The sequence below is a fragment of the Variovorax sp. SG517 genome (assembly GCF_013376045.1).
In the GTDB taxonomy this organism is placed as follows: Bacteria; Pseudomonadota; Gammaproteobacteria; order Burkholderiales; family Burkholderiaceae_C; genus Variovorax.
Map to the genome: position 1 here is coordinate 22,379 of NZ_JABMJG010000009.1, position 21,466 is coordinate 43,844.

The window sequence follows — 21,466 nt, forward strand, 5'->3', positions numbered from 1 at the left end:
AGAACACAACCCCCTTCTGATACCCACCATCAGCTAGCCGAGCTCTCGCCGAATTCGTCCGTCCGTTGTTTCGCAACCCAGGAGAATTCGATGCGCACGCTCTTCGTGCCGCTGGCCGTGCTGGCCATGGCGGCGCCCCCGGCTTTTTCGCAGGTCGCCCAGGCCTCGGCCGGTGCCCTCTATTCACAATCCGCGCAGTCCGGCGCGGCCAATGCCCCACGCGTGCAGGAGCCCGCGGGCCCGCTGACCCTTCGCAGTGCCGTCGCGATGGCGCTGCAGGCCAACCCCGGCCTGTCTTCCGCATTGCGCGAGCAGGAGGCCACCGAGGCCGCCATCGTCCAGGCCGGCGCCTGGCCCAATCCCACGCTCGACGCGCAGCTCGAAGACCTGCGCCGCGACAACCGCACCACCACGCTGCAGCTGAGCCAGCCCATCGAACTGGGCGGCAAGCGCTCGGCCCGCGTCACGGCGGCCGAGCGGGCGCGCGACCAGGCCGCGTCGGCGCTGGCAGGGCGCCGCGCAGAGATCCGCGCGGCCACCGTCACCGCCTTCTTCGACGTGCTCACCGCGCAGGAGCGCCTGCGGCTTGCGCAGGATTCGGTGGGCCTCGCGCAGGCCGCCACCCGTGCCGCGGCCAACCGCGTCGCGGCAGGCAAGGTCTCGCCGCTGGAGGAAACCAAGGCGCGCGTGGCCGAGGCCGGCATCCGCGTCGAGCTGATGCAGGCAGAGGGCACGCTGCGCTCCGCGCGCCAGCAGCTCGCGGCGTTGTGGGGCAACCCGAGCCCGCGCTTCACGCAGGTGGACGGCGCGGTCGACCAGCTGCCCGCGACGGCCTCGGCGCAGGACATCGCCAACCGGCTGGTCGATGCACCGGTGGTGCGGCAGGCCCGGCTGGAAGTGGAGCGGCGCAAGGCGCTGGCCGACCTGGAGCGCGCCAGGCGCATTCCCGACGTGACCGTTTCGCTCGGCGCCAAGCGCGTGCCGGCCTCCGAGGGCGAGAACGGCGGCAGCCGGCGCAACCAGGTGGTGCTGGGCCTGTCGGTGCCGCTGCCGATCTTCGACACCAACCGGGGCAACGTCGCCGAAGCCCTGAGCCGCGAGGAAAAGGCACGCGACGACCTCGCCGCCGCCGAGCTGCAGCTGGGCACCGACGTGGCCCAGGCCACCGAGCGCCTGCGCTCCGCGCACGCCACCGCCGAGACGCTGCAGCGCGATGCGCTCCCCGGCGCCGAGAGCGCCTACAAGGCCGCGACCAAGGGTTTCGAGCTGGGCAAGTTCAGCTTCCTGGAGGCGCTCGATGCGCAGCGCACGCTGTTCCAGGTGCGCGCGCAGTACCTGCTCGCGCTGGCCGATGCGCACCGCGCCGCGGGCGAGCTCGACCGGCTGCTGGGCAATGAAGGCGGCGAAACCTCTCCCGCGACGGCGCCCGCCACGCGCTGAAAAGCAATCAAGGAATTCCACAGATCATGAACACAGAAGAACGCAAGACCTTCGCCGAGCGTGTCGGCAGGAAGCAGCTGATCGCCATCGCGGCCGTGCTCGCGCTGGGCGCGGGCGCCGGGGCGCTGATCCTGCGCAGCGCGCCAGCCAAGCCCGAGGCGGCCGGCCATTCGGAAGCCGCAGGCCATGGCGACGGCGAGCACCACGAGGAGGGCGGCCACAAGGAAGAGGGCCACAAGGAGGCCAAGGCCGGCGAAGACCACGACCACAGCCACGGCGAGGCCAAGGGCCACGGCGACAAGGAACACCACGCCGAGGAAGGCAAGGGTGAAGCCAAGTCTGCTTCGGGTGAGGCCAAGGTCGAGGAGAAATCCGCCGCGCACAAGGAAGACGAGGAAAAGATCGCCTTCACCGACGAGCAGGTCAAGGCCGCCGACATCTCCGTCGAAAGCGCCGGCCCCGCGCGCATCAAGCTGTCGCTGCAGCTGCCCGGCGAGATCAAGTTCAATGAAGACCGCACGGCCCATGTGGTGCCGCGCGTGGCGGGCGTGGTCGACAGCGTGTCGGCCAACCTGGGCCAGGAGGTCAGGCGCGGGCAGGTGCTCGCGGTGCTGTCGAGCCCGGGGCTTTCGGAGCAGCGCAGCGAGCTGCAGTCGGCGCAGCGCCGGCTGGAGCTGGCGCGCACCACCTACGAGCGCGAGAAGAAGCTGTGGGAGGAAAAGATCTCGCCGCAGCAGGACTACCTGCAGGCCGAGCAGGCCATGCAGGAGGCCCGCATCGCCGTGGCCAACGCCAACCAGAAGCTGCTGGCGCTGGGCGCCACGCCCGGTTCGTCGGCGCTGGGCCGCTACGAACTGCGCGCACCCTTCGACGGCATGGTGGTCGAGAAGCACATCTCGCTCGGCGAATCGGTGGGCGAGGCGGTCAACGTCTTCACCATCTCCGACCTGTCGACCGTGTGGGCCGAGATCAGCGTGGCCGCCAATAACCTGAACCTGGTGCGCATCGGCGAGCCGGTGAAGATCCGGTCCACCGCCTTCGACCAGACCGCGACCGGCAAGGTGTCGTACGTGGGCTCGCTGATCGGCGCGCAGACCCGCACCGCCACGGCACGCGTCACGCTGACCAACCCCGAGCGCATCTGGCGCCCGGGCCTGTTCGTGAACGTCGAGCTGGTGGCCTCGGAGACGGAGGCGCCCGTGACCGTCGCGGCCGACGCGGTGCAGACGGTGGAAGACAAGCCAACCGTGTTCCTGCGCGTGCCCGGCGGCTTCATGCCGCAGCACGTGCAGACCGGGCGCAGCGACGGCAGGCGCGTCGAGATCGTCGGCGGGCTGAAGCCCGGCGCGGCCTACGCGGCCGGCGGCAGCTTCGTCGTGAAGTCGCAGCAGGGCAAGAGCTCGGCCACGCACACCCACTGAGGAAGCCCGCATGTTCGAACGAATCATCCGCTTCTCCATCGAGCAGCGCTGGCTGGTGCTGCTCGCCGTGTTCGGCATGGCGGCGCTGGGCATCTTCAGCTACCAGAAGCTGCCCATCGACGCCGTGCCCGACATCACCAACGTGCAGGTGCAGATCAACACCGCCGCGCCCGGCTACTCGCCGCTGGAGACCGAGCAGCGCGTGACCTACCCGATAGAGACCGTCATGGCCGGCCTGCCGGGGCTGCAGCAGACGCGCTCGCTCTCGCGCTACGGCCTCTCGCAGGTGACGGTGATCTTCAAGGACGGCACCGACATCTACTTCGCGCGGCAGCTCGTCAACGAGCGCATCCAGTCCGCGCGGGAGAGCATGCCGCGCGGCATCTCGCCGGTGATAGGGCCGATTTCCACCGGCCTCGGCGAGATCTACCTCTGGACCGTCGAGGCGGAGGAGGGGGCCAGGAATGCCGAAGGCAAGCCCTACTCGCCCACCGACCTGCGCGAGATACAGGACTGGATCATCAAGCCGCAGCTGCGCAACGTGCCGGGCGTGACCGAGATCAATTCCATCGGCGGCTTCGCCAAGGAGTTCCAGATCGCGCCCGACCCGGCCAAGCTGCTGGCCCACGGCCTCACGATGAGCGACATCGTTCTTGCGCTGGAGCGCAACAACGCCAACGTGGGCGCGGGCTACATCGAGAAGCGCGGCGAGCAGTACCTCATCCGCGCGCCCGGGCAGGTGAAGTCGGCGGAGGACATCGGCAACGTGATCCTGGGCAACGCCAACGGCATCCCGCTGCGCGTGCAGGACGTGGCCGAGGTCGGCATCGGCCGTGAGCTTCGCACCGGCGCTGCCACCGACAACGGCCGCGAGGTGGTGCTGGGCACGGTGTTCATGCTGATCGGCGAGAACAGCCGCACCGTGTCGCAGGCCGTCGACAGGAAGATGCAGGAGATCAACCGCACGCTGCCGGCCGGCGTGAAGGCCGTGACGGTGTACGACCGCACGGTGCTGGTCGACAAGGCCATCGCCACGGTGAAGAAGAACCTGTTCGAGGGCGCGGTGCTGGTCATCGCGATCCTGTTCCTGTTCCTGGGCAACATCCGCGCGGCCGTCATCACCGCGCTGGTGATTCCGCTGTCGATGCTCTTCACCTTCACGGGCATGGTGAACCAGAAGGTCAGCGCCAACCTCATGAGCCTGGGCGCGCTGGACTTCGGCATCATCATCGACGGGGCGGTGGTGATCGTGGAGAACTGCGTGCGGCGCCTGGCCCATGCGCAGGCACACAAGGGACGGCCGCTCACGCGCAGCGAGCGCTTCCACGAAGTGTTCGCGGCCTCGCAGGAGGCGCGGCGCCCGCTGCTGTTCGGCCAGCTGATCATCATGATCGTGTACCTGCCGATCTTTGCGCTCACGGGTGTCGAGGGCAAGCTGTTCCACCCGATGGCCTTCACCGTGGTGATCGCGCTGCTGGGCGCGATGATCCTGTCGATCACCTTCATTCCGGCGGCGGTTGCGCTCTTCATCGGCAACAAGGTGAGCGAGAAGGAGAACCGCCTGATGGCCTGGGCCAAGCGCGGCTACGAGCCGCTGCTGGCGCGCGTCATGGCTGCCAAGCCGCTGGTCATCACCTTCGCGGTTGTGACCGTGGTGCTGTCGGGCCTGCTGGCCACGCGGCTGGGCACCGAGTTCGTGCCGAGCCTGAGCGAGGGCGACTTCGCCATCCAGGCGCTGCGCATTCCGGGCACCAGCCTCACGCAGTCGGTGGAGATGCAGAAGCAGCTCGAGCGCACGCTGAAGGCGAAGTTTCCGGAGGTCGAGCGGGTGTTCGCGCGCACCGGCACGGCGGAGATCGCCTCCGACCCGATGCCGCCGAACATCTCCGACGGCTACATCATGCTCAAGCCCGAGAGCGAGTGGCCCTCGCCGAAGCGTTCTCGCGCGGAAGTGCTCGCGGCGGTGCAGGAAGAAGTGGAGAAGCTGCCGGGCAACAACTACGAGTTCTCGCAGCCGATCCAGCTGCGTTTCAACGAGCTGATCTCCGGCGTGCGCAGCGACGTGGCGGTGAAGATCTTCGGCGACGACATGGACGTGCTGAACAAGACTGCGGCCGAAGTGTCCGGCGTGCTCAACGGCATCGCCGGCGCGGCAGAGGTGAAGGTGGAACAGACGACGGGCCTGCCGATGCTCACGGTGAACATCGACCGCAGCAAGACCGCGCGCTACGGCCTCAACGTGGGCGACGTGCAGGACGCCATCTCCGCCGCCGTCGGCGGGCGCGAGGCGGGCACGCTGTTCGATGGCGACCGGCGCTTCGACATCATCGTGCGCCTGCCCGAGGAACTGCGCACCGACCTGGAGGCTATCAAGCGCCTGCCTGTGGCCCTGCCCAAGGGCGCGGGCGCCGAAGGCCTGCGCACCAGCTTCATCCCGCTGGGCGAGGTGGCCACGCTGGACATCGCGCCCGGCCCCAACCAGGTGAGCCGCGAGGACGGCAAGCGCCGCATCGTGGTCAGTGCCAACGTGCGCGGGCGCGACCTGGGTTCCTTCGTGGCCGAGGCCGAGGAGGCGATGGGCAAGGTGAAGATTCCCGCGGGCTACTGGACCGTGTGGGGCGGGCAGTACGAGAACCTCGCCTCGGCCACGCAGCGGCTGCAGGTGGTGGTACCGGTCTCGCTGCTGCTGGTGTTCACGCTGCTGTTCGCGATGTTCGGCAACATCAAGGACGGGCTGCTGGTGTTCACCGGCATTCCGTTCGCGCTCACCGGCGGCATCGTGGCGCTGTGGATGCGCGGCATTCCGCTGTCGATATCTGCGGCGGTGGGCTTCATTGCGCTGTCGGGCGTGGCGGTGCTCAACGGGCTGGTGATGATCTCCTTCATCCGCAACCTGCGAGAGGGCGGCCTGCCGCTGGACGCGGCCATCCGCGAGGGCGCGCTCACGCGGCTGCGGCCGGTGCTGATGACGGCGCTGGTCGCCTCGCTGGGCTTCGTGCCGATGGCCATCGCCACCGGCACCGGCGCCGAGGTGCAGCGGCCGCTGGCCACGGTGGTGATCGGCGGTATCCTGTCCTCGACCGCGCTGACGCTGCTGGTGCTGCCGCTGCTCTATCGCATCGCGCACCGGCGCGACGAGGAGGAGGGGCAGGTGCAAGTGCAGCAGCAGGCCCACGGCGCGCCGCTCGATCCTTCACTGCGAGGTTCCCATGGCACATGAGCATTCGCACGCCACCGGCGGCAACGAGAAGGCACTGCGCTGGGCGCTGCTGCTGACCTCGCTCTATCTCGTCGCCGAGGTGGTGGGCGGACTGGTGTCGGGCAGCCTCGCGCTGCTGTCCGACGCGGCGCACATGTTCACCGACACGGTCGCGCTGGCGATCTCGCTCGTGGCCATCCGCATCGGCAAGCGGCCGGCCGACAGGCGGCGCACCTTCGGCTACTACCGCTTCGAGATCCTGGCGGCGGTGCTCAACGCGGTGCTGCTCTTCTTCGTGGCGATCTACGTGCTGTACGAGGCGTACAGGCGCATCTCGCAGCCGGCCGAGATCCAGTCGACCATGATGCTGCTGGTGGCCGCAGGCGGCCTCGCGGTCAACTTCATCGGCATGCGGCTGCTGGCGTCGGGCAAGGACGAGAGCCTCAACGTGAAGGGCGCCTACCTGGAGGTGTGGGCCGACATGCTGGGCTCCATCGGCGTGATCGTGGGCGCCATCGTGATCCGCTTCACCGGTTGGGGCTGGGTCGACTCGGTGATCGCCGTCGCCATTGGCCTCTGGGTGCTGCCGCGCACCTGGCGCCTGCTGCGCGAGAGCCTCAACGTGCTGCTCGAAGGCGTGCCCGAAGAAGTGGATTTGCCGGCGGTCGAGGGCGCGCTGCTGGGCAGCGAAGGCGTCGCGAGCCTGCATGACCTGCATGTGTGGGCGCTGTCCAGCGGCAAGGTGAGCCTGAGCGTGCACGTGGTGTGCACGCCGAATGTGGGCGACCTGGCGCCGCTCGTGCAGCGGCTGCGCGCGATGCTGGCCGAGCGCTTCGACATCCACCATTCGACAGTGCAAGCCGAGCGAGTGCCTTGCGAGCTGGCGGCCGACACGCACGGTTTCGGGGCGGCGAAGGCTTAGGAAGGGTTTTCAGGCCGATTTGGAAGAAGAACGATCCGGCTGTCACAGGCGCGTGCAGTCGGACGTCTTGAAGGCGAGGGCAGCCATCGGGGCGCTCTTTCCCACACCTTCTTGACCAAGGAATCGACCATGAAAATCACCATCATCGGAGGCTCCGGCCTCATCGGCTCCAAGCTCGCCGCCCGCCTGCGCGAGGCCGGCCACGACGTCGTCGCCGCATCGCCGTCCACGGGCGTCAACACACTCACCGGCGAGGGACTGGACGAGGCGCTCGCGGGCGCCCGCGTCGTCGTCGACGTGGCGAACTCGCCCTCGTTCGAGGACAAGGCGGCGCTCGACTTCTTCGCGACCGCGGGACGCAACCTGCTCGCGGCCGAGGTGAAGGCCGGCGTGGCGCATCACATCGCGCTGTCGGTGGTCGGCACCGCGCGGCTGCTCGACAGCGGCTACTTCCGTGCCAAGCAGTTGCAGGAAGACCTGATCGAGGCCTCGCCCGTGCCCTACACCATCGTCCAGGCGACGCAGTTCTTCGAGTTCGTGGGCGCCATCGCGACGTCGGGCGTGCAGGACGGCGTGGCGCGGCTCTCTGACGCGCTCATCCAGCCGATGGCGGCCGACGACGTGGCGGCGGCGCTGGCCGAGGTCGTGACCGAGCGGCCGGCGCACGGCCGGATCGAGATCGCCGGGCCCGAGGCCCTGCCGCTCGATGCGCTGGTGCGCCGCTTCTTCGCGGCGACGGGCGACGCCCGGAAGGTCGTGACCGATCCCGGCGCGCGCTACTTCGGCGTTCAGCTCGACGACGGCTCGCTGACGCCCGGATCGAAGCCGCGCCTGGGCACGATCCGCTTCGACGAGTGGCTGGCGCAGCGCGCGACGGCCTGAGCGAGGAGGAACACAGCCATGAACCGTTTCATCAGGGCCGTCTGCATCCCGTTCGGCATCGTCCTTGGCGCATTCGCCGCCATGCATGCCGCGGCCGCCCCAGAAGCCGCCGTGACCATGCTCAGCGCCAAGGACCTGGCGGACATGCCCGGCAAGGAGGCCATCGTGTTCACGGTGGACTTTCCGCCGGGCTCGGTCGACCCCGTGCATCGTCACGACGCCCATGCGTTCGTCTACGTGCTCGAAGGCTCCATCGTGATGGGCGTGCAGGGCGGCCGGGAGGTCACGCTGACGCCCGGCCAGACCTTCTACGAAGCCCCGGGAGACATCCACACCGTGGGCCGAAACGCCAGCAGCACCAGACCGGCAAAGTTCGTCGTGACCATGGTGAAGAACAAGGGCATGCCCTTCTTCATTCCGGTGAAGTAGCGCGCTGGCTGCCGTTTCAGCTTGCGGGGGCCGGGTGTTGGACAATCCCGCCCGGACTCACACCCATGCACGCAGATCGATGAGCAACCGCTACGACAACAAGTCTTTCACCCAGGCGAAGGCCGAGCCACGCGCCCCGCAGCGCCGCAGGGTCCATGGCGGCTCGGCGGCGCAGCCGCCGATGGCCTTCGACGTGGGTTACGGCTCGGCGCCTCCCGCCGCGCCGGTGCGGACCTGGCGATCGACGGTGGTCGGCTTCGCGATCGGCTTCGGCATCGTGCTTGCCCTCGCCATGAAATGGCTCATGGGCTATCAGATCGACAGCGCGCAGGAGCGCCACGAGCAGCAGAAGGCAATGCGCGCGGCCGCCGCGCGCTGCTACGAGCTGGCGTCGAACGCGGCGATCAATGCCTGCCTGAAGGATGTGGAGGCCAGGGGGCGCGAGGCCCAGTAGAACAGTAGAAGGGACTCAGCGGGCGCGGATGGCCGACTTTGGCCTGAAGGCCTTGCACACCGAATCGTCGGTTTCGAGGTACGGCCCGCCGATCAGGTCGATGCAGTAGGGCACTGCCGCGAAGATGCCCGGCACCACCTGCACGCCCTCGGTGTCCTTCAGCCCCTCGAGCGTTTCGGCGATCGACTTGGGCTGACCGGGCAGGTTGATGATCAGGCTCCTGTCGCGGATCACCGCCACCTGGCGCGAGAGGATCGCGGTGGGCACGAAGCGCAGGCTGATCTGCCGCATCTGCTCGCCGAAGCCCGGCATTTCCTTGTGCGCCACGGCCAGCGTGGCCTCGGGCGTCACGTCGCGCAGGGCGGGTCCGGTACCGCCGGTGGTCAGCACCAGCGAGCAGCCGGCGTCGACCAGCTCGATCAGCGTGGCGCTGATGCGCTCGGCCTCGTCGGGAATCAGGCGGGGCTCGAACTCGATGGGGTTCTTCAGCGCCCGGCCCAGCCATTCCTTCAGCGAGGGCAGGCCCTTGTCTTCATAGGTGCCGCTGGAGGCGCGGTCGCTGATGGAGACGATGCCGATGCGCACCGGGTCGAAAGCGCCTGATCCGCTCATGCGTCTTCTTCCCTGTCCTGTGCGGCGGCAGCGGCCGCGTGGTCGTCGCTGCCGTGCACGGCCAGCTGGGCGCGCACCAGCTGGAAGATCTCGCGGTAGGCCTTGCCCTGGCGGGGGGCTTCGCCAGCGGGGCCGGTCTTCATGTCCTTGCGGGCCTGGCGGACCAGGGCGCGCAGCTGCTGCGAGTCGGTGGCGGGGTGGGTCTCGATCCAGCCGCCCAGGGCATCGTCATCGGCTATGAGGCGGTCGCGCCAGCGTTCGGCCTCGTGCAGGGCGGCCACTTCGGCGGCGGGCACGGTGTTCTGCTCCTGCAGGGCCTGCTTCACGGATTCCAGCACCTCGGGCTCCAGCTTGCGCATGAGCTTGCCGATGAACTGCATCTGGCGGCGCTTGCCCTCGAAATTGGTGATCCGCTTGGCCTCGGCGAGGGCTTCGACCAGTTTTTCGTCGAGCTGGAGGGCATCGAACAGGCCGGCGCGCAGGGTGAGCAGCTCGGCGCCCAGCTTCTGCAGCTCTTCGCTTTCGCGCTTGAGGTCGGTGCGGCTGGCTTCGTCGGAGCCCTTGAGCTCGCGCTTGAGCTCGAGGTCGAGCTCGCTGCCTTCGGCCACGAAATGGCCGCGGACGTAATAGCCTTTTTTGGGTTTGCGGGACATGGAAGGGATTCTGGGCCGCGCCTTGCGGCGTTGCAACGCGTGCAATGCGCAGCGGGAAGCTGCTGAAAACGGGAAATGGGGGCCGCAAGTATCATAGCCACCACATGACGACATCCTCTTCGCGCGCCGATTCCGGCTTCGCCTACAGCCGCTCCTTCTTCGAAAACCTGGTCGACACCGCATTGGCGCACGCCAAGAAGCTCGGTGCCACCGACGCCGGGGCCGAGGCCTCCGAGGGCTGCGGCCTGAGCGTCTCGGTGCGCAAGGGCGAGCTCGAGAACGTCGAGCGCAACCGCGACAAGTCGCTGGGCGTCACCGTCTATGTGGGCCACCGCCGCGGCAACGCCAGCACCTCCGACTTCTCCGAGGCGGCCATCGCCCAGACGGTGCAGGCGGCCTACGACATCGCCCGTTTCACGGCCGAAGACCCCGTCAGCGGCCTGCCGGACGAGGAAGACATCGCCAAGGAACACCCCGAGCTCGACCTGTTCCACCCCTGGGACGTGACCAGCGAGCAAGCCGCGAAGCTCGCCCTGGAATGCGAAGAGGCCGCCCTGTCGACAGACAAGCGCATCACCAACAGCGAAGGCGCGGGCGTCTCGGCCCAGCAGAGCCACTTTTTCAGCGCCCACACGCACGGCTTCCGCGGCGGCTATGCCAGCTCGCGGCACTCCATCTCGGTGGCCCCCATCGCCGGCAAGGGCGACGACATGCAGCGCGACGCCTGGTACAGCTCCATGCGCTCGGCCGACGAGCTGGCCAGCCCGCAGGCCGTGGGCCGCTACGCCGCCGAGCGCGCGCTCAGCCGACTGAAGTCGCGCAAGATCAAGACCACCGAATGCCCGGTGCTGTTCGAGTCGCCGCTGGCCGTGGGGCTGCTGGGCTCACTGGTGCAGGCCGTGAGCGGAGGTTCGCTCTACCGCAAGAGCAGCTTTCTGCTCGACTCGCTGGGCAAGCCCGTGCTGCCGAAGCACGTCGACGTGGCCGAAGACCCGCACGTGCTGCGCGGCAAGGGCAGCGCCCCCTTCGACGACGAGGGCGTGACCACCCGCGCGCGCAAGGTGGTCGATGCCGGCCGCCTCGAGGGCTATTTCCTCTCGACCTACTCGGCGCGCAAGCTGGGCATGAAGACCACCGGCAACGCCGGCGGCTCGCACAACCTGACGCTGAGCTCGCGCCTGACGAAGCACACCGACGACCTCGACGCCATGCTCGCCAAGCTCGGTACCGGCCTCTTCGTGATCGAGCTGATGGGGCAGGGCGTGAACTATGTGACCGGCGACTACTCGCGCGGCGCCAGCGGCTTCTGGGTCGAGAAGGGCAAGATCGCCTTCCCGGTGCAGGAGATCACCATCGCCGGCAACCTCAAGGACATGCTGCTGGGTATTGAAGCCATCGGGGCCGATGCCTACACTTTCGGCGCCAAGACCACGGGGTCGGTCCTGGTGAACCGCATGAAGGTCGCCGGCGCCTGAAGGCTGCGCCGCCGGCCTGCGCGCGAGGGCTAGTCGAACATGAGGCACAACGCAGCGCGAAAACCGGAACTCGAGCACGAACTGATGCGCGACCCGCGGCTGGGCTTCGAGCCGGCGGGCGGCAGTTCGGTGCGCTGCCTGCAGCACGGCGTGCCCTGGCCCTTCGACTGCTGGCACTACCACGACGAATACGAGCTGCAGTGCATCAACCGCAGCAGTGGCGACGCCTTCGTGGGCGACCACATCGGCCGCTTCGAGCCCGGCTACGTGGCGCTGGTGGGCGCCCGGCTGCCCCACACCTGGATCTCGCACGACGTGCCGCCCGAGGGCATCGCCGAGCGCAGCATGGTCATCCACTTCCGCGACGAGCCGCTGCGCAAGGGCACCGACCTGTTCCCTGAAATGAAGACCGTGCTGCCGATGCTCGACCGGGCGAAGCTGGGCATCGAGTTCTTCGGCATCGGCGACCTCGTGCGCGAGCGCTTCCAGCGGGTGCAGCAGCAGGAGGGCATGGCCCGGCTGGCCGAGTTCATCGGCCTGCTGCACGAACTGGCCCGCTGGCCCGACTGGCGCCAGATTTCCAGCACCGCCGACCCGGCAGGGGAAGACCCGAGCGCCAACACCCGCATGCGCCGCGTGCTCGACTACCTCGACCGGCACCTGACCGAGGAGCTCTCGCTGCCGGCCGTGTGCGCCGTCGCCAACATGGCCGAAAGCAGCTTCTCGCGCTGGTTCCACCGGCACATGGGCGCCACCTTCACCGACTTCGTCACGCGGCTGCGCGTGGCCAAGGCCTGCGAGATGCTGCAGGTGTCCGACCGGCTGGTCAGCGACATCTGCTACGAGGTGGGCTTCGCGAACCTCGCCAACTTCAACCGCCGCTTCCTGCAGCTCAAAGGGATGACGCCCTCGGCCTACCGGCAGCAGGCGCAGGACCGCTTCGGGCTGCGCACCGCGCAGAACACGCCGCTCGCCACCGCGGACTGAGCCGCCGCGGTTTCAACGGACGGTGTCCTGCGGCGTCAGGTGCCGCGTGAGCGCCCAGAACGCCAGCGCCATGCCGCTGACGAGTGCTCCGGCAATGCAGACGCCGTTCCAGCCCACATGGGCATAGACCATCGTCGAGGCCATCGACCCGGTGGCGGAGCCGATGGAGTAGAAGATCATGTACCCGGCCGTCAGCCGGCTCTGCGCCTCGGGGCGCACGCGGTAGATCAGGCTCTGGTTGGCCACGTGCACCGATTGCAGCCCGAAGTCGATGACGACCACGCCGGCCACCATCGCCCAGATCGACCACGGCAGCAGGGCGATGAGCGGCCATGACAGCAGCATCGCGGTCAAGCCGATGAAGGTGGTGCGCTGTGCGCGGCCGCGGTCCGCCTGCCGGCCGGCCCGAGCGGCGCCCAGCGCGCCGGCGGCGCCCGCCAGACCGAACAGCCCCACCTGCGTATGCGACAGCGAGAAGGGCGGCGCGGTCAGCGGCAGCACCATCGGCGTCAGCAGCAAGGTGATGGCCATGAAGATCAGCATCGCGAGCACGGCGCGGACGCGCAGCACCGGCTCCTGCGCGAAGAGCGCGAACACCGAGCGGATCAGCTGCGGATACGCAATGCCCGGCGCGGGCCGCGTGCCGGCCGGGAGCGCCGTCCAAAGCAGGCCGGCGACCACCAGCGTGGCCGCCGCCGAGGCCAGGTACACCGAGCGCCAGCCGAAAAGATCCGACAGCGTGCCCGACACCGCCCGCGCCAGCAGGATGCCGATGATGATGCCGCTGGTGACGGTGCCCACCACCCGGCCTCGCTCGCCCGGCGCGGCCATGCCCGCGGCGTACGCCACCAGAACCTGCGTCACGACCGCCAGCAGGCCCACGGCAGCCATCGCCGGCAGCAGCACCGACGCGCTCGGCGCCAGCGCCACCGCCAGCAGCGCGGCCACCGACAGCAGCGACTGCCCGACGATCAGCCGCCGCCGGTCGACGAGGTCGCCCAGCGGAACCACCAGCAGCAGCCCCAGCCCGTAGCCGATCTGCGTGATGGTGATGACCGCCCCCACCGTAGCGGGCCGGATGCCGAAGGTGTGGGCCAGCGTGTCCAGCAGCGGCTGCGCGTAGTAGACGTTCGCCACCGCCAGGCCGCAGGCGATGGCGAAGAGGAGCGCCAGCGCGTTCGATATCGACGGCGCGGCGCAGGGGGGCGCGAAGGTAGCCTGGCATGGTGGCGTGGTGCTCATGATTGCCCTACTTGGTTTCAAATAAAAACTGAAATAGATTCTATCGATGCAGTTTTGAATTGCAACCAAGCAGGAGCGAAAGCCCCCGACTCCGGCAAAACCCCAAGCAGGGTGGTCATGAAAATACCAGTGGCCCGGCTCGCGTGTACGCGGCGCCGCACCGCCGCTGCCTACGCTTCGTCCCACCTGTTTCCGCCGCGATCCGCCGGCAATCCACGACAGGCTCAAAGGAGACGAAAGCGATGGCTGTTCAAGTAAACCGGTACCGGATGACGGGCTGCGCGATGCTGCTGGCGGCGCTGGCCGCAGGGGGCGGCGCGGCCCAGGCGCAGCAGGTCTGCAAGGAGGACCTGCGCGTCCTGTCCCAGCCCCGCGACGGGCTGACCCTGCTCGAAAAGTACAAGGACGAGTTCAAGGCCCTGGCCGGCGCCTCGTTCAACATCGACAACCTCAACGAGAACGACCGCCGCACCAAGACCCGCGCGGACGCCTCCACGGTGGGCAAGTACCACGTGTACTACGTCGACGAGGCCAACGTGCCGCTGTTCGCCCAGTCGAAGTGGATCGTGCCGCTGGCCAAGTACTACCCCGCCGACTACGACTACGCCGACTTCGACCCCGGCCGCCAGAAGGTCGCCACCTTCGACGGCCAGGTCTGGTTCGCGCCGCTCACCGGTGGCGGCGACCTGCTGGTCTACCGCAAGGACCTGCTCGAGAAGGCCGGCATCAAGCCGCCGACCACGCTGGAGGAATTTGCCGAGGCCGCGAAGAAGCTCAACGACCCGGCCAACGGCGTCTACGGCGTGGCGCTGCGCGGCCAGCGCGGATCGGGCGCCAACGTGTGGCGCTGGATGCCCTTCTTCCGCGGCTATGGCGGCCAGTGGTTCGACGGCGACAAGCCCGTGTTCGACTCGCCCGCCGCGGTGAAGGCCACGCAGACCTACCTCGACCTCTTCAAGTACTCGGCGCCGGGTACCAAGACCGGCGGCTGGGACGAGTCCACCGGCGCTTTCCTCGCGGGCAAGGTGGCGATGCTGATCGAATCGACTCCGCTGGCCGGCAATGCGCTCGACCCGAAGATGTCGACCGTGATCGGCAAGGTCGCCTACCTGCCGCCGCCCGCGCCGCTGACCGGCGGCGGCTACGGCCACGGCCTGGCCATTGGCGCCAAGGCCAACAAGACCGAGGAGGCGAAGAAGTGCGCCGGCCTGTTCGTCGCCTGGGCCACTTCCAAGAAGCAGGAGCAGCGCCGCCTCGCGGAAGGCCAGTTCGGCGAGCTCAACCGCACCAGCGTGCTGTCCAGCCCCGAGTTCGCCAAGCGCTACGGCGCCGACCTCGGCAAGGCGCTGGCCGACACCGGCAAGCTCACGGCCGTCAACTTCTGGCAGGACCCGGCCTGGCCCGACCTCGGCGACCGCTGGGGGATCATCCTCGAAGAGCTGATCACCGGTTCGCGCACCGACATCAAGGCAGGCCTCGACGAGCTCGACGGCTACGCGAAGCAACTGGTCGCGCGGCGCAAGAAGTAATGACGCTCAGGGAGAAGAAAAAGAAGACGACGAGGCTCCCTCTCGTCTTCATCGGGCCCGGCCTGCTGGTGCTTGCAGTGCTGGCGCTGGTGCCCACCCTTTTCGCGATCGGCATCTCGCTGCAGGACCGCGAGCTGGGCCAGGCCGACACGGCCTGGGTCTGGCTGTCGAACTACCTCCAGCTCTTTTCCGACCGGCGCTTCCTCAATTCGGTGCGCGTATCGCTGGTGTGGGAGGTGCTGACGGTCAGCGCCACCATGGGGCTCGCGGTGCTGCTGGGCGTGCTGATGTTTCAGTGCACCACCACGCGCTGGCGCAACGTGCTGTCGATGCTGTTCATCGTGCCGGTGCTGCTGCCGCGGGTGTCGGCCGCCTTCGTGTGGAAGTTCGCCTTCCATCCGCTCTTCGGCCTGCTCACGTGGCCGTACAAGGCCATCACCGGAGAACCGCTGGACCTGCTGGCCAGCCCCGTGACCGCGCTGCTCACGGTGGCCTTCGTCGACGTGTGGCAGTGGGGCCTGTTCTTCGCCGTCATCGTACTCAAGCTGCTCGAGACACTGCCGCCGCAGCCCTTCGAGGCCGCGCGCATGGACCACGCGAAGACCTGGGAGGTCTACGCCTATGTGGCGCTGCCGATGCTCAAGGCGCCGCTGGTCAGCCTGTGCTTCGTGAAGATGGTGGAGTCGCTGCGCGCCTTCGACCTCATCTACGTCATGACGCGCGGCGGCCCGGGCATCTCGACCGAGACGCTGGACATGTACGCGTTCTCGCAGGGCTTCATCGAGTCGGGCCGCATCTCGTATGCATCGGGCATGGCTGTGCTGATGATGGTCGCCTCGACCGTGGCCTTCACCTACATCTGGAAATGGACGCGGCCGAAATGAGCGCATCCCTCAAGAAAAAGCTGTCCCTCGGCACGCTGCTCGCGCGGCTGGTGCTGATCGCGGCCGGGCTCTCGGCGCTGGTGCCGGTGCTCTGGACCTTCCTCAACTCGTTCAAGAACCGGGTCGACATCGTCTCGGCGGTGCCGAAGTTCTTCTTCACGCCCACGCTGGAGAACTACGTCTACGTGCTGAGCCGCGAGGCGGTGGCGCAGGGGCTGCTCAACTCCGTGGTTGTGGTGGGCTCCGCGGTGATCGCAGGCGCCGTGCTCGGGCTGCCTGCTGCCTATGCACTGGCGCGCTACCCGCTGCGCTGGGCCAACGACATCCAGTTCTTCGTGCTCTCGATGCGCTTTCTGCCGCCGGTGGCGGTGGCGATTCCGCTGATGGTGATCTGGCTGCAGCTGGAGCTGTACGACACGCGCATCGCGCTCGTCGTCACCTACACGCTGCTCACGCTTTCCACGGTGATCTGGCTCGCCATTCCCGCCTTCAAGGCGGTACCGAAGGAAGTGGAGGAGGCCGGCCGCGTCGACGGCTACGGTCCCTACGCGATCTTCTTCAAGGTGGCGCTGCCGATCGCCGCGCGCTCGCTGATCGGCGCCATCGCCTTCGGCTTCGTGCTGGTGTGGAACGAATTTCTCATCGCGCTGATGCTCACCACGTCGGATGCCAAGACGCTGCCCATCGTGGCTTCGGAGCTGAGCCAGCTCGGGCGCGACGTGCCCTGGGGCATTCTGAATGCCTCCGTCATCCTGCTCTCGCTGCCGCCGCTGCTCATGGTGGGCGTGCTCAGCGGCTTCCTCAATGCGGCGTTCAAGCGCAGGCGCGACGCGGCATGAGCCCCGAGGCGATCCCTCTTTCCCGGAAGAACGAAATGTCCGCAATCAGCTGTCACAAGATCATCAAGCGCTACGGCGACACGCAGGTCGTCCACCAGTTCGACCTGGACGTGTCCGACAACGAGTTCGTCGTGTTCCTCGGCCCCTCGGGCTGCGGCAAGTCGACCATCCTGCGCATGCTCGCGGGTCTGGAGGACATCTCCGACGGCGACCTGCTAATCGGCGGCCAGCGCGTGAACGACCTGCCGCCGCAGGAGCGCGGCATCGCGATGGTGTTCCAGAACTACGCGCTCTATCCGCACATGAGCGTGCGCGACAACATCGCCTTCGGCCTCAAGCGGCTGAAGGTGCCGAAGGCGGAGATCGACGCGCGCATCAAGGAGGTGTCGGACACGCTGGGGCTGGAGCGCTACCTGCAGCGCAAGCCCACGGAGCTCTCGGGCGGGCAGCAGCAGCGCGTGGCGATCGCGCGGGCGATGATCAAGACGCCGAAGGTGTTTCTCTTCGACGAGCCGCTGTCGAACCTCGACGCCAAGCTGCGCAACCACATGCGCATCGAGATCGCCCGGCTGCACCAGGCGCTGAAGACCACCACCGTCTACGTGACCCACGACCAGCACGAGGCGATGACGCTGGCCGACCGCATCGTGCTGCTGCGCGATGGGCGCATCGAGCAGGTCGGCTCGCCGCGCGAGATTTTCGAGCGGCCGCGCTCGGCCTTCGTGGCGGGCTTCATCGGCACGCCGCCGATGAACCTGGTGGAGATGAAGGTGCGCGATGCCGGCGGCCATTTCGAGCTGACGGGCCGCGAGGGCACGGTGCGCGTGGACCCGCGGCGTTTTGCGCTGGAGGGCCGCGAGCGCGTGACGCTGGGCATCCGGCCCGCGCACATGCAGGTCGATACGCAGGACGGCCGCGACGGAGGCTTTGCCGGCGAGGTCCAGCTCATCGAGTACCTCGGCAACGAGGTGCTGGTGAGCTTCGGCCAGGGCGAGGGCGAGATCGCCGCGCTCATGCCTTCCGCGCACTGCCCCAGGCTGCGCGAGCGCGTGCGCTTCGTGGCCGACCCGGCGCAGGTGCACCTGTTCGACATCGACTCCGGCGCCTCGCTGCTGCGCGCGGACACCCCATTGCATTGACCCCATACCGACAACACTCATTCAAGGACTCGAGAACATGAAGGCACTGGTTCTGGAAAAAGCGCACGAGCTCAGGCTGCGCGAGCTCGACATACCGCTTCACGTGGGACCGCGCGACGTGAAGATCCGCATGCACACCGTGGGCGTGTGCGGCAGCGACGTTCACTACTACCAGCATGGCGGCATCGGCCCGTACGTGGTGGAGGAGCCGATGGTGCTGGGCCACGAGGCCTCGGGCGTCGTGGCCGAGGTGGGTGCCGAGGTCACGCACCTCAAGCCCGGTGACCGCGTGTGCATGGAGCCCGGCATCCCGCGCATGGATTCGCGCGCCACGCTCGAAGGCATCTACAACCTCGACCCCGCCGTGCGCTTCTGGGCCACGCCGCCCATCCACGGCTGCCTCACGCCCTTCGTGGTGCACCCGGCGGCCTTCACCTTCCGCCTGCCCGACAACGTGAGCTTCGGCGAGGGCGCCATCGTGGAGCCGCTGGCCATCGGCCTTCAGGCCGCGAAGAAGGCCGCGCTGAAGCCGGGCGACGTGGCGGTGGTCGTCGGCGCCGGCACCATCGGCGCGATGACGGCGCTGGCGGCGCTCGCAGGCGGCGCGGCGCGCGTGATCCTCGCGGACCTCGTGCCCGAGAAGCTGGCGCTGTTCGCCGGCAACCCTGCGGTGACGACCGTCGACGTGCGCGGCACCAACCTTGCCGAGGCCGTGAAGTCGCTGACCGACGGCTGGGGCGCCAACGTGGTCTTCGAGGCCAGCGGCAGCGCGCGCGCCTTCGAGGGCATCGTCGACCTGCTGTGCCCCGGCGGCTGCCTCGTGCTGGTGGGCATGCCCGGCGGCAAGGTGCCGATGGACATCGTCGCGATCCAGTCGAAGGAGGTGCGCATCGAGTCGGTGTTCCGCTACGCCAACATCTTCCCGCGCGCGCTGGCGCTGATCGCCTCGGGGCAGGTTGATGTGAAGCCTTTCATCTCGCGCACCTTCGCCTTCGAGGACGGCATCGAGGCCTTCGAGGAAGCGGCGGCCGGCCGCGCGACGGACGTGAAGATCCAGATCGAGTTTCCGGAACCGGCTGCCTGAGGACCTGGCCCCAAGGCGCCGGGCAAGGGGAAATGCCGGGGGGCGCGGCGCGCGTGCACGGATAAAGTGGCCGGGTTTTTGCCACCCGGAGCCCGCGCGCCAATGCCCTTGCCGTTCCGCAACGTCGTCCTCACCGGTGCCTGTGGCGGGCTGGGGCAGGCGCTGGCGCGCGAACTGATCGGCAACGGGGCGAGCGTGGCGCTGGTGGGGCTCGACACCGGCCGGCTCACCGAACTTGCAGCGCTCGCGCCCGGGCGCTGCGCGGCCTACACCCCCGACGTGTCGCAGGGCGGCGCCATGCAGGCCATGGCCGCCGACTGGATGGCCCGCGCTGGCGCGCCCGACCTCGTGATCGCCAACGCAGGCGTCGCTGGCGGCTACGACACCGCACAGGCCGACGACCTGGCCGTGTTCCGCCGCATGCTCGAAATCAACCTGCTGGGCGCGGCCACCACCTTCCAGCCTTTCGTGGCCGCCATGCGTGCGCAGCGGCGCGGCGCGCTGGTCGGCATGGCCAGCATCGCAGGCTGGCGCGGCATGCCGGGCAACGGCGCCTACTGTGCGAGCAAGGCGGGACTGATCCGCTACCTCGAAAGCCTACGCGCCGAACTGCGCGAGACCGGGCTCACGGTGCACACGGTGAGCCCTGGCTACATCCGCACCGCGCTCACTGCCGGCAACCGCTTCGCGATGCCGGGGCTGCTGGAGGCCGACGATGCCGCGCACCGGCTGCTGGCGGCCGTGGCGGCTGGGCGCGAGAAGATCGTGCTGCCGCGCCGCATCGGCTGGCTCTCGAAGGCGCTCGACCTGTTGCCGGAGAAGCTGCATGACCGCCTGCTGCGCGGCCAGCCGCGCAAGCCGCGCGTGGGCGAGGCTGGCGCCACTGCAATTCCCGGCCTTCCCAAGGAGCCTCCGACCCGATGACGCCGCCGAACGACGCCGTACCCACCCACGAACAGATCGCGCTGATCGGCGCGGGCCCCTCCGGTCTTGCCGGTGCGCGCAACCTGCAGAAGCACGGCGTGCCGTTCCAGGGCTTCGAGGCGCATGGCGACGTGGGCGGGCTGTGGGACATCGACAATCCGCGCTCCACCGTCTATCACTCCGCGCACCTGATCTCGAGCAAGCGCACCACCGAGTTCAGCGAATTCCCGATGGCCGACACGGTGGCCGACTATCCGAGCCACCGCGAGCTGCGCCGCTACTTCAGCGACTTCGCCGACAAGTTCGGGCTGCGCGAGCACTTCCGCTTCAACACGCGCGTGCTGCGCGTCGAGCCCGTGAGCGACGCGCCCGGCACGCGCTGGCTCGTGACCACCGAAGACGGCGAGGGCACCGTCGAGACGGCCGAGTACAGGGGCGTGGTCATCGCCAACGGCACGCTCGCCGAGCCCAAGCGGCCGAGCTTCGACGGCCACTTCGAGGGCGAGCTGCTGCACACCAGCGACTACAAGCACCCGGATCTCTTCAAGGACAAGCGCGTGCTGATCGTCGGCGCGGGCAACTCGGGCTGCGACATCGCGGTCGACGCGGTGCATTACGCGCAGAGCGTCGACATCTCGGTGCGGCGCGGCTACTACTTCGTGCCCAAGTACGTGTTCGGCAAGCCGGCCGACACGCTGGGCGGCAAGCGGCCGCTGCCGCCATGGCTCAAGCAGCGCATCGACTCGACGGTGCTCAAGTGGTTCACCGGCGACCCGGTGCGCTTCGGCTTTCCGAAGCCCGACTACCGGATGTACGAATCGCACCCCATCGTGAATTCGCTCGTGTTGCACCACGTGGGCCACGGCGACATCGGCGTGCGCGCCGACATCGCGCGGCTCGACGGGCGCACGGTGCATTTCAAGGACGGCAGCGCGCGCGACTACGACCTGATCCTCGCGGCCACCGGCTACGCGCTGCACTACCCCTTCATCGAGCGCGAGCTACTGAACTGGCAGGGCATGGCGCCGCGGCTGTACCTCAACATCTTCTCGCCGCGCTTCGAGAACATCGCGGTGCTCGGGATGATCGAGGCCAGCGGCATCGGATGGCAGGGCCGCTACGAGCAGGCCGAGCTGGTGGCGCGCTACTTCCGCGCGCAGGCGGGCGGTTCGCCGAAGGCAGCCGCGTTGCGGAGCGCCGCCCAGGGGCCGGCGCCCGACCTGTCGGGCGGCTTCAAGTACCTCCAGCTCGAGCGCATGGCGTACTACGTGCACAAGGACACCTACCGCGCGGCAGTGCGCAACGCCGCCGCGGCGCTGGCCGACCAGGGCTGAACGAAGGAGCAACGCGC

19 protein-coding genes are annotated in these 21,466 nt (G+C 68.6%); 16 read left to right on the plus strand and 3 right to left on the minus strand.

What is annotated here, in order from left to right:
• Positions 1-90: 90 nt before the first annotated feature.
• The 7 genes from FHT32_RS25120 to FHT32_RS25150 all read left to right on the plus strand — a co-directional run bounded on the left by FHT32_RS25120 (position 91) and on the right by FHT32_RS25150 (position 8,747).
• On the plus strand, positions 91-1,440 hold the full coding sequence (locus FHT32_RS25120) for a TolC family protein (RefSeq protein WP_176667317.1): 1,350 nt from the start codon (positions 91-93) through the stop codon (positions 1,438-1,440).
• A gap of 26 nt (positions 1,441-1,466) precedes the next feature.
• Complete coding sequence (locus tag FHT32_RS25125) at positions 1,467-2,861, plus strand: efflux RND transporter periplasmic adaptor subunit (protein ID WP_176667318.1); 1,395 nt, start codon at positions 1,467-1,469, stop codon at positions 2,859-2,861.
• Positions 2,862-2,871: 10 nt separating this feature from the next.
• Positions 2,872-6,081 (plus strand): CusA/CzcA family heavy metal efflux RND transporter, encoded by a 3,210-nt coding sequence (locus FHT32_RS25130; RefSeq protein WP_176667319.1) that lies wholly within the window; start codon positions 2,872-2,874, stop codon positions 6,079-6,081.
• Positions 6,071-6,982, plus strand: coding sequence for a cation diffusion facilitator family transporter (locus FHT32_RS25135; RefSeq protein ID WP_176667320.1), 912 nt, complete (start codon positions 6,071-6,073; stop codon positions 6,980-6,982). Before FHT32_RS25130 ends, FHT32_RS25135 begins: the two co-directional genes overlap by 11 nt.
• Positions 6,983-7,111: 129 nt before the next feature.
• Positions 7,112-7,864, plus strand: coding sequence for an SDR family oxidoreductase (locus FHT32_RS25140; protein ID WP_176667321.1), 753 nt, complete (start codon positions 7,112-7,114; stop codon positions 7,862-7,864).
• Positions 7,865-7,882: 18 nt separating this feature from the next.
• Positions 7,883-8,293, plus strand: coding sequence for a cupin domain-containing protein (locus tag FHT32_RS25145; RefSeq protein WP_176667322.1), 411 nt, complete (start codon positions 7,883-7,885; stop codon positions 8,291-8,293).
• Between the two features lie 79 nt (positions 8,294-8,372).
• Entirely contained in the window at positions 8,373-8,747 is a 375-nt protein-coding gene (locus FHT32_RS25150) for a hypothetical protein (RefSeq protein WP_176667323.1), read from the plus strand.
• 15 nt (positions 8,748-8,762) lie between these two features.
• Here FHT32_RS25150 and mog read toward each other — a convergent pair whose 3' ends face one another.
• Positions 8,763-9,359 carry a molybdopterin adenylyltransferase gene (gene mog, locus FHT32_RS25155; protein ID WP_176667324.1) on the minus strand — a complete coding sequence of 199 codons (597 nt, stop codon included), beginning with the start codon at positions 9,357-9,359 and terminating at the stop codon, positions 8,763-8,765.
• Positions 9,356-10,012, minus strand: coding sequence for a ribosome biogenesis factor YjgA (yjgA, locus tag FHT32_RS25160; RefSeq protein ID WP_176667325.1), 657 nt, complete (start codon positions 10,010-10,012; stop codon positions 9,356-9,358). The genes mog and yjgA overlap by 4 nt, the downstream gene beginning before the upstream one ends.
• A 104-nt stretch (positions 10,013-10,116) precedes the next feature.
• Here yjgA and pmbA point away from each other — a divergent pair, with 104 nt between their 5' ends.
• Both pmbA and FHT32_RS25170 read left to right on the plus strand, forming a co-directional pair.
• On the plus strand, positions 10,117-11,487 hold the full coding sequence (gene pmbA / locus FHT32_RS25165) for a metalloprotease PmbA (RefSeq protein WP_176667326.1): 1,371 nt from the start codon (positions 10,117-10,119) through the stop codon (positions 11,485-11,487).
• Positions 11,488-11,526: 39 nt separating this feature from the next.
• On the plus strand, positions 11,527-12,474 hold the full coding sequence (locus tag FHT32_RS25170) for an AraC family transcriptional regulator (RefSeq protein ID WP_176667327.1): 948 nt from the start codon (positions 11,527-11,529) through the stop codon (positions 12,472-12,474).
• Between the two features lie 12 nt (positions 12,475-12,486).
• Here the strand turns inward: FHT32_RS25170 and FHT32_RS25175 are convergent, their stop codons facing one another.
• Positions 12,487-13,716, minus strand: coding sequence for an MFS transporter (locus FHT32_RS25175; RefSeq protein ID WP_176667328.1), 1,230 nt, complete (start codon positions 13,714-13,716; stop codon positions 12,487-12,489).
• Positions 13,717-13,958: 242 nt separating this feature from the next.
• Here FHT32_RS25175 and FHT32_RS25180 point away from each other — a divergent pair, with 242 nt between their 5' ends.
• From FHT32_RS25180 to FHT32_RS25210, 7 genes are all read left to right on the plus strand, one after another.
• Positions 13,959-15,245 (plus strand): sugar ABC transporter substrate-binding protein, encoded by a 1,287-nt coding sequence (locus tag FHT32_RS25180; RefSeq protein WP_256099153.1) that lies wholly within the window; start codon positions 13,959-13,961, stop codon positions 15,243-15,245.
• A complete protein-coding gene (locus FHT32_RS25185) occupies positions 15,245-16,129 on the plus strand; it encodes a carbohydrate ABC transporter permease (RefSeq protein WP_176667329.1) in 885 nt (294 codons plus the stop codon). The genes FHT32_RS25180 and FHT32_RS25185 overlap by 1 nt, the downstream gene beginning before the upstream one ends.
• On the plus strand, positions 16,126-16,968 hold the full coding sequence (locus FHT32_RS25190; RefSeq protein ID WP_218088413.1) for a carbohydrate ABC transporter permease: 843 nt from the start codon (positions 16,126-16,128) through the stop codon (positions 16,966-16,968). The genes FHT32_RS25185 and FHT32_RS25190 overlap by 4 nt, the downstream gene beginning before the upstream one ends.
• A 35-nt stretch (positions 16,969-17,003) precedes the next feature.
• Positions 17,004-18,107 (plus strand): ABC transporter ATP-binding protein, encoded by a 1,104-nt coding sequence (locus FHT32_RS25195; RefSeq protein ID WP_176667330.1) that lies wholly within the window; start codon positions 17,004-17,006, stop codon positions 18,105-18,107.
• Positions 18,108-18,144: 37 nt separating this feature from the next.
• Complete coding sequence (locus FHT32_RS25200) at positions 18,145-19,191, plus strand: NAD(P)-dependent alcohol dehydrogenase (protein WP_176667331.1); 1,047 nt, start codon at positions 18,145-18,147, stop codon at positions 19,189-19,191.
• Between the two features lie 102 nt (positions 19,192-19,293).
• Positions 19,294-20,115, plus strand: a complete 822-nt coding sequence (locus tag FHT32_RS25205) for an SDR family oxidoreductase (protein ID WP_176667332.1) — start codon at positions 19,294-19,296, stop codon at positions 20,113-20,115.
• Positions 20,112-21,449 carry an NAD(P)/FAD-dependent oxidoreductase gene (locus FHT32_RS25210; protein WP_176667333.1) on the plus strand — a complete coding sequence of 446 codons (1,338 nt, stop codon included), beginning with the start codon at positions 20,112-20,114 and terminating at the stop codon, positions 21,447-21,449. Before FHT32_RS25205 ends, FHT32_RS25210 begins: the two co-directional genes overlap by 4 nt.
• The last annotated feature ends 17 nt before the right edge of the window (positions 21,450-21,466 follow it).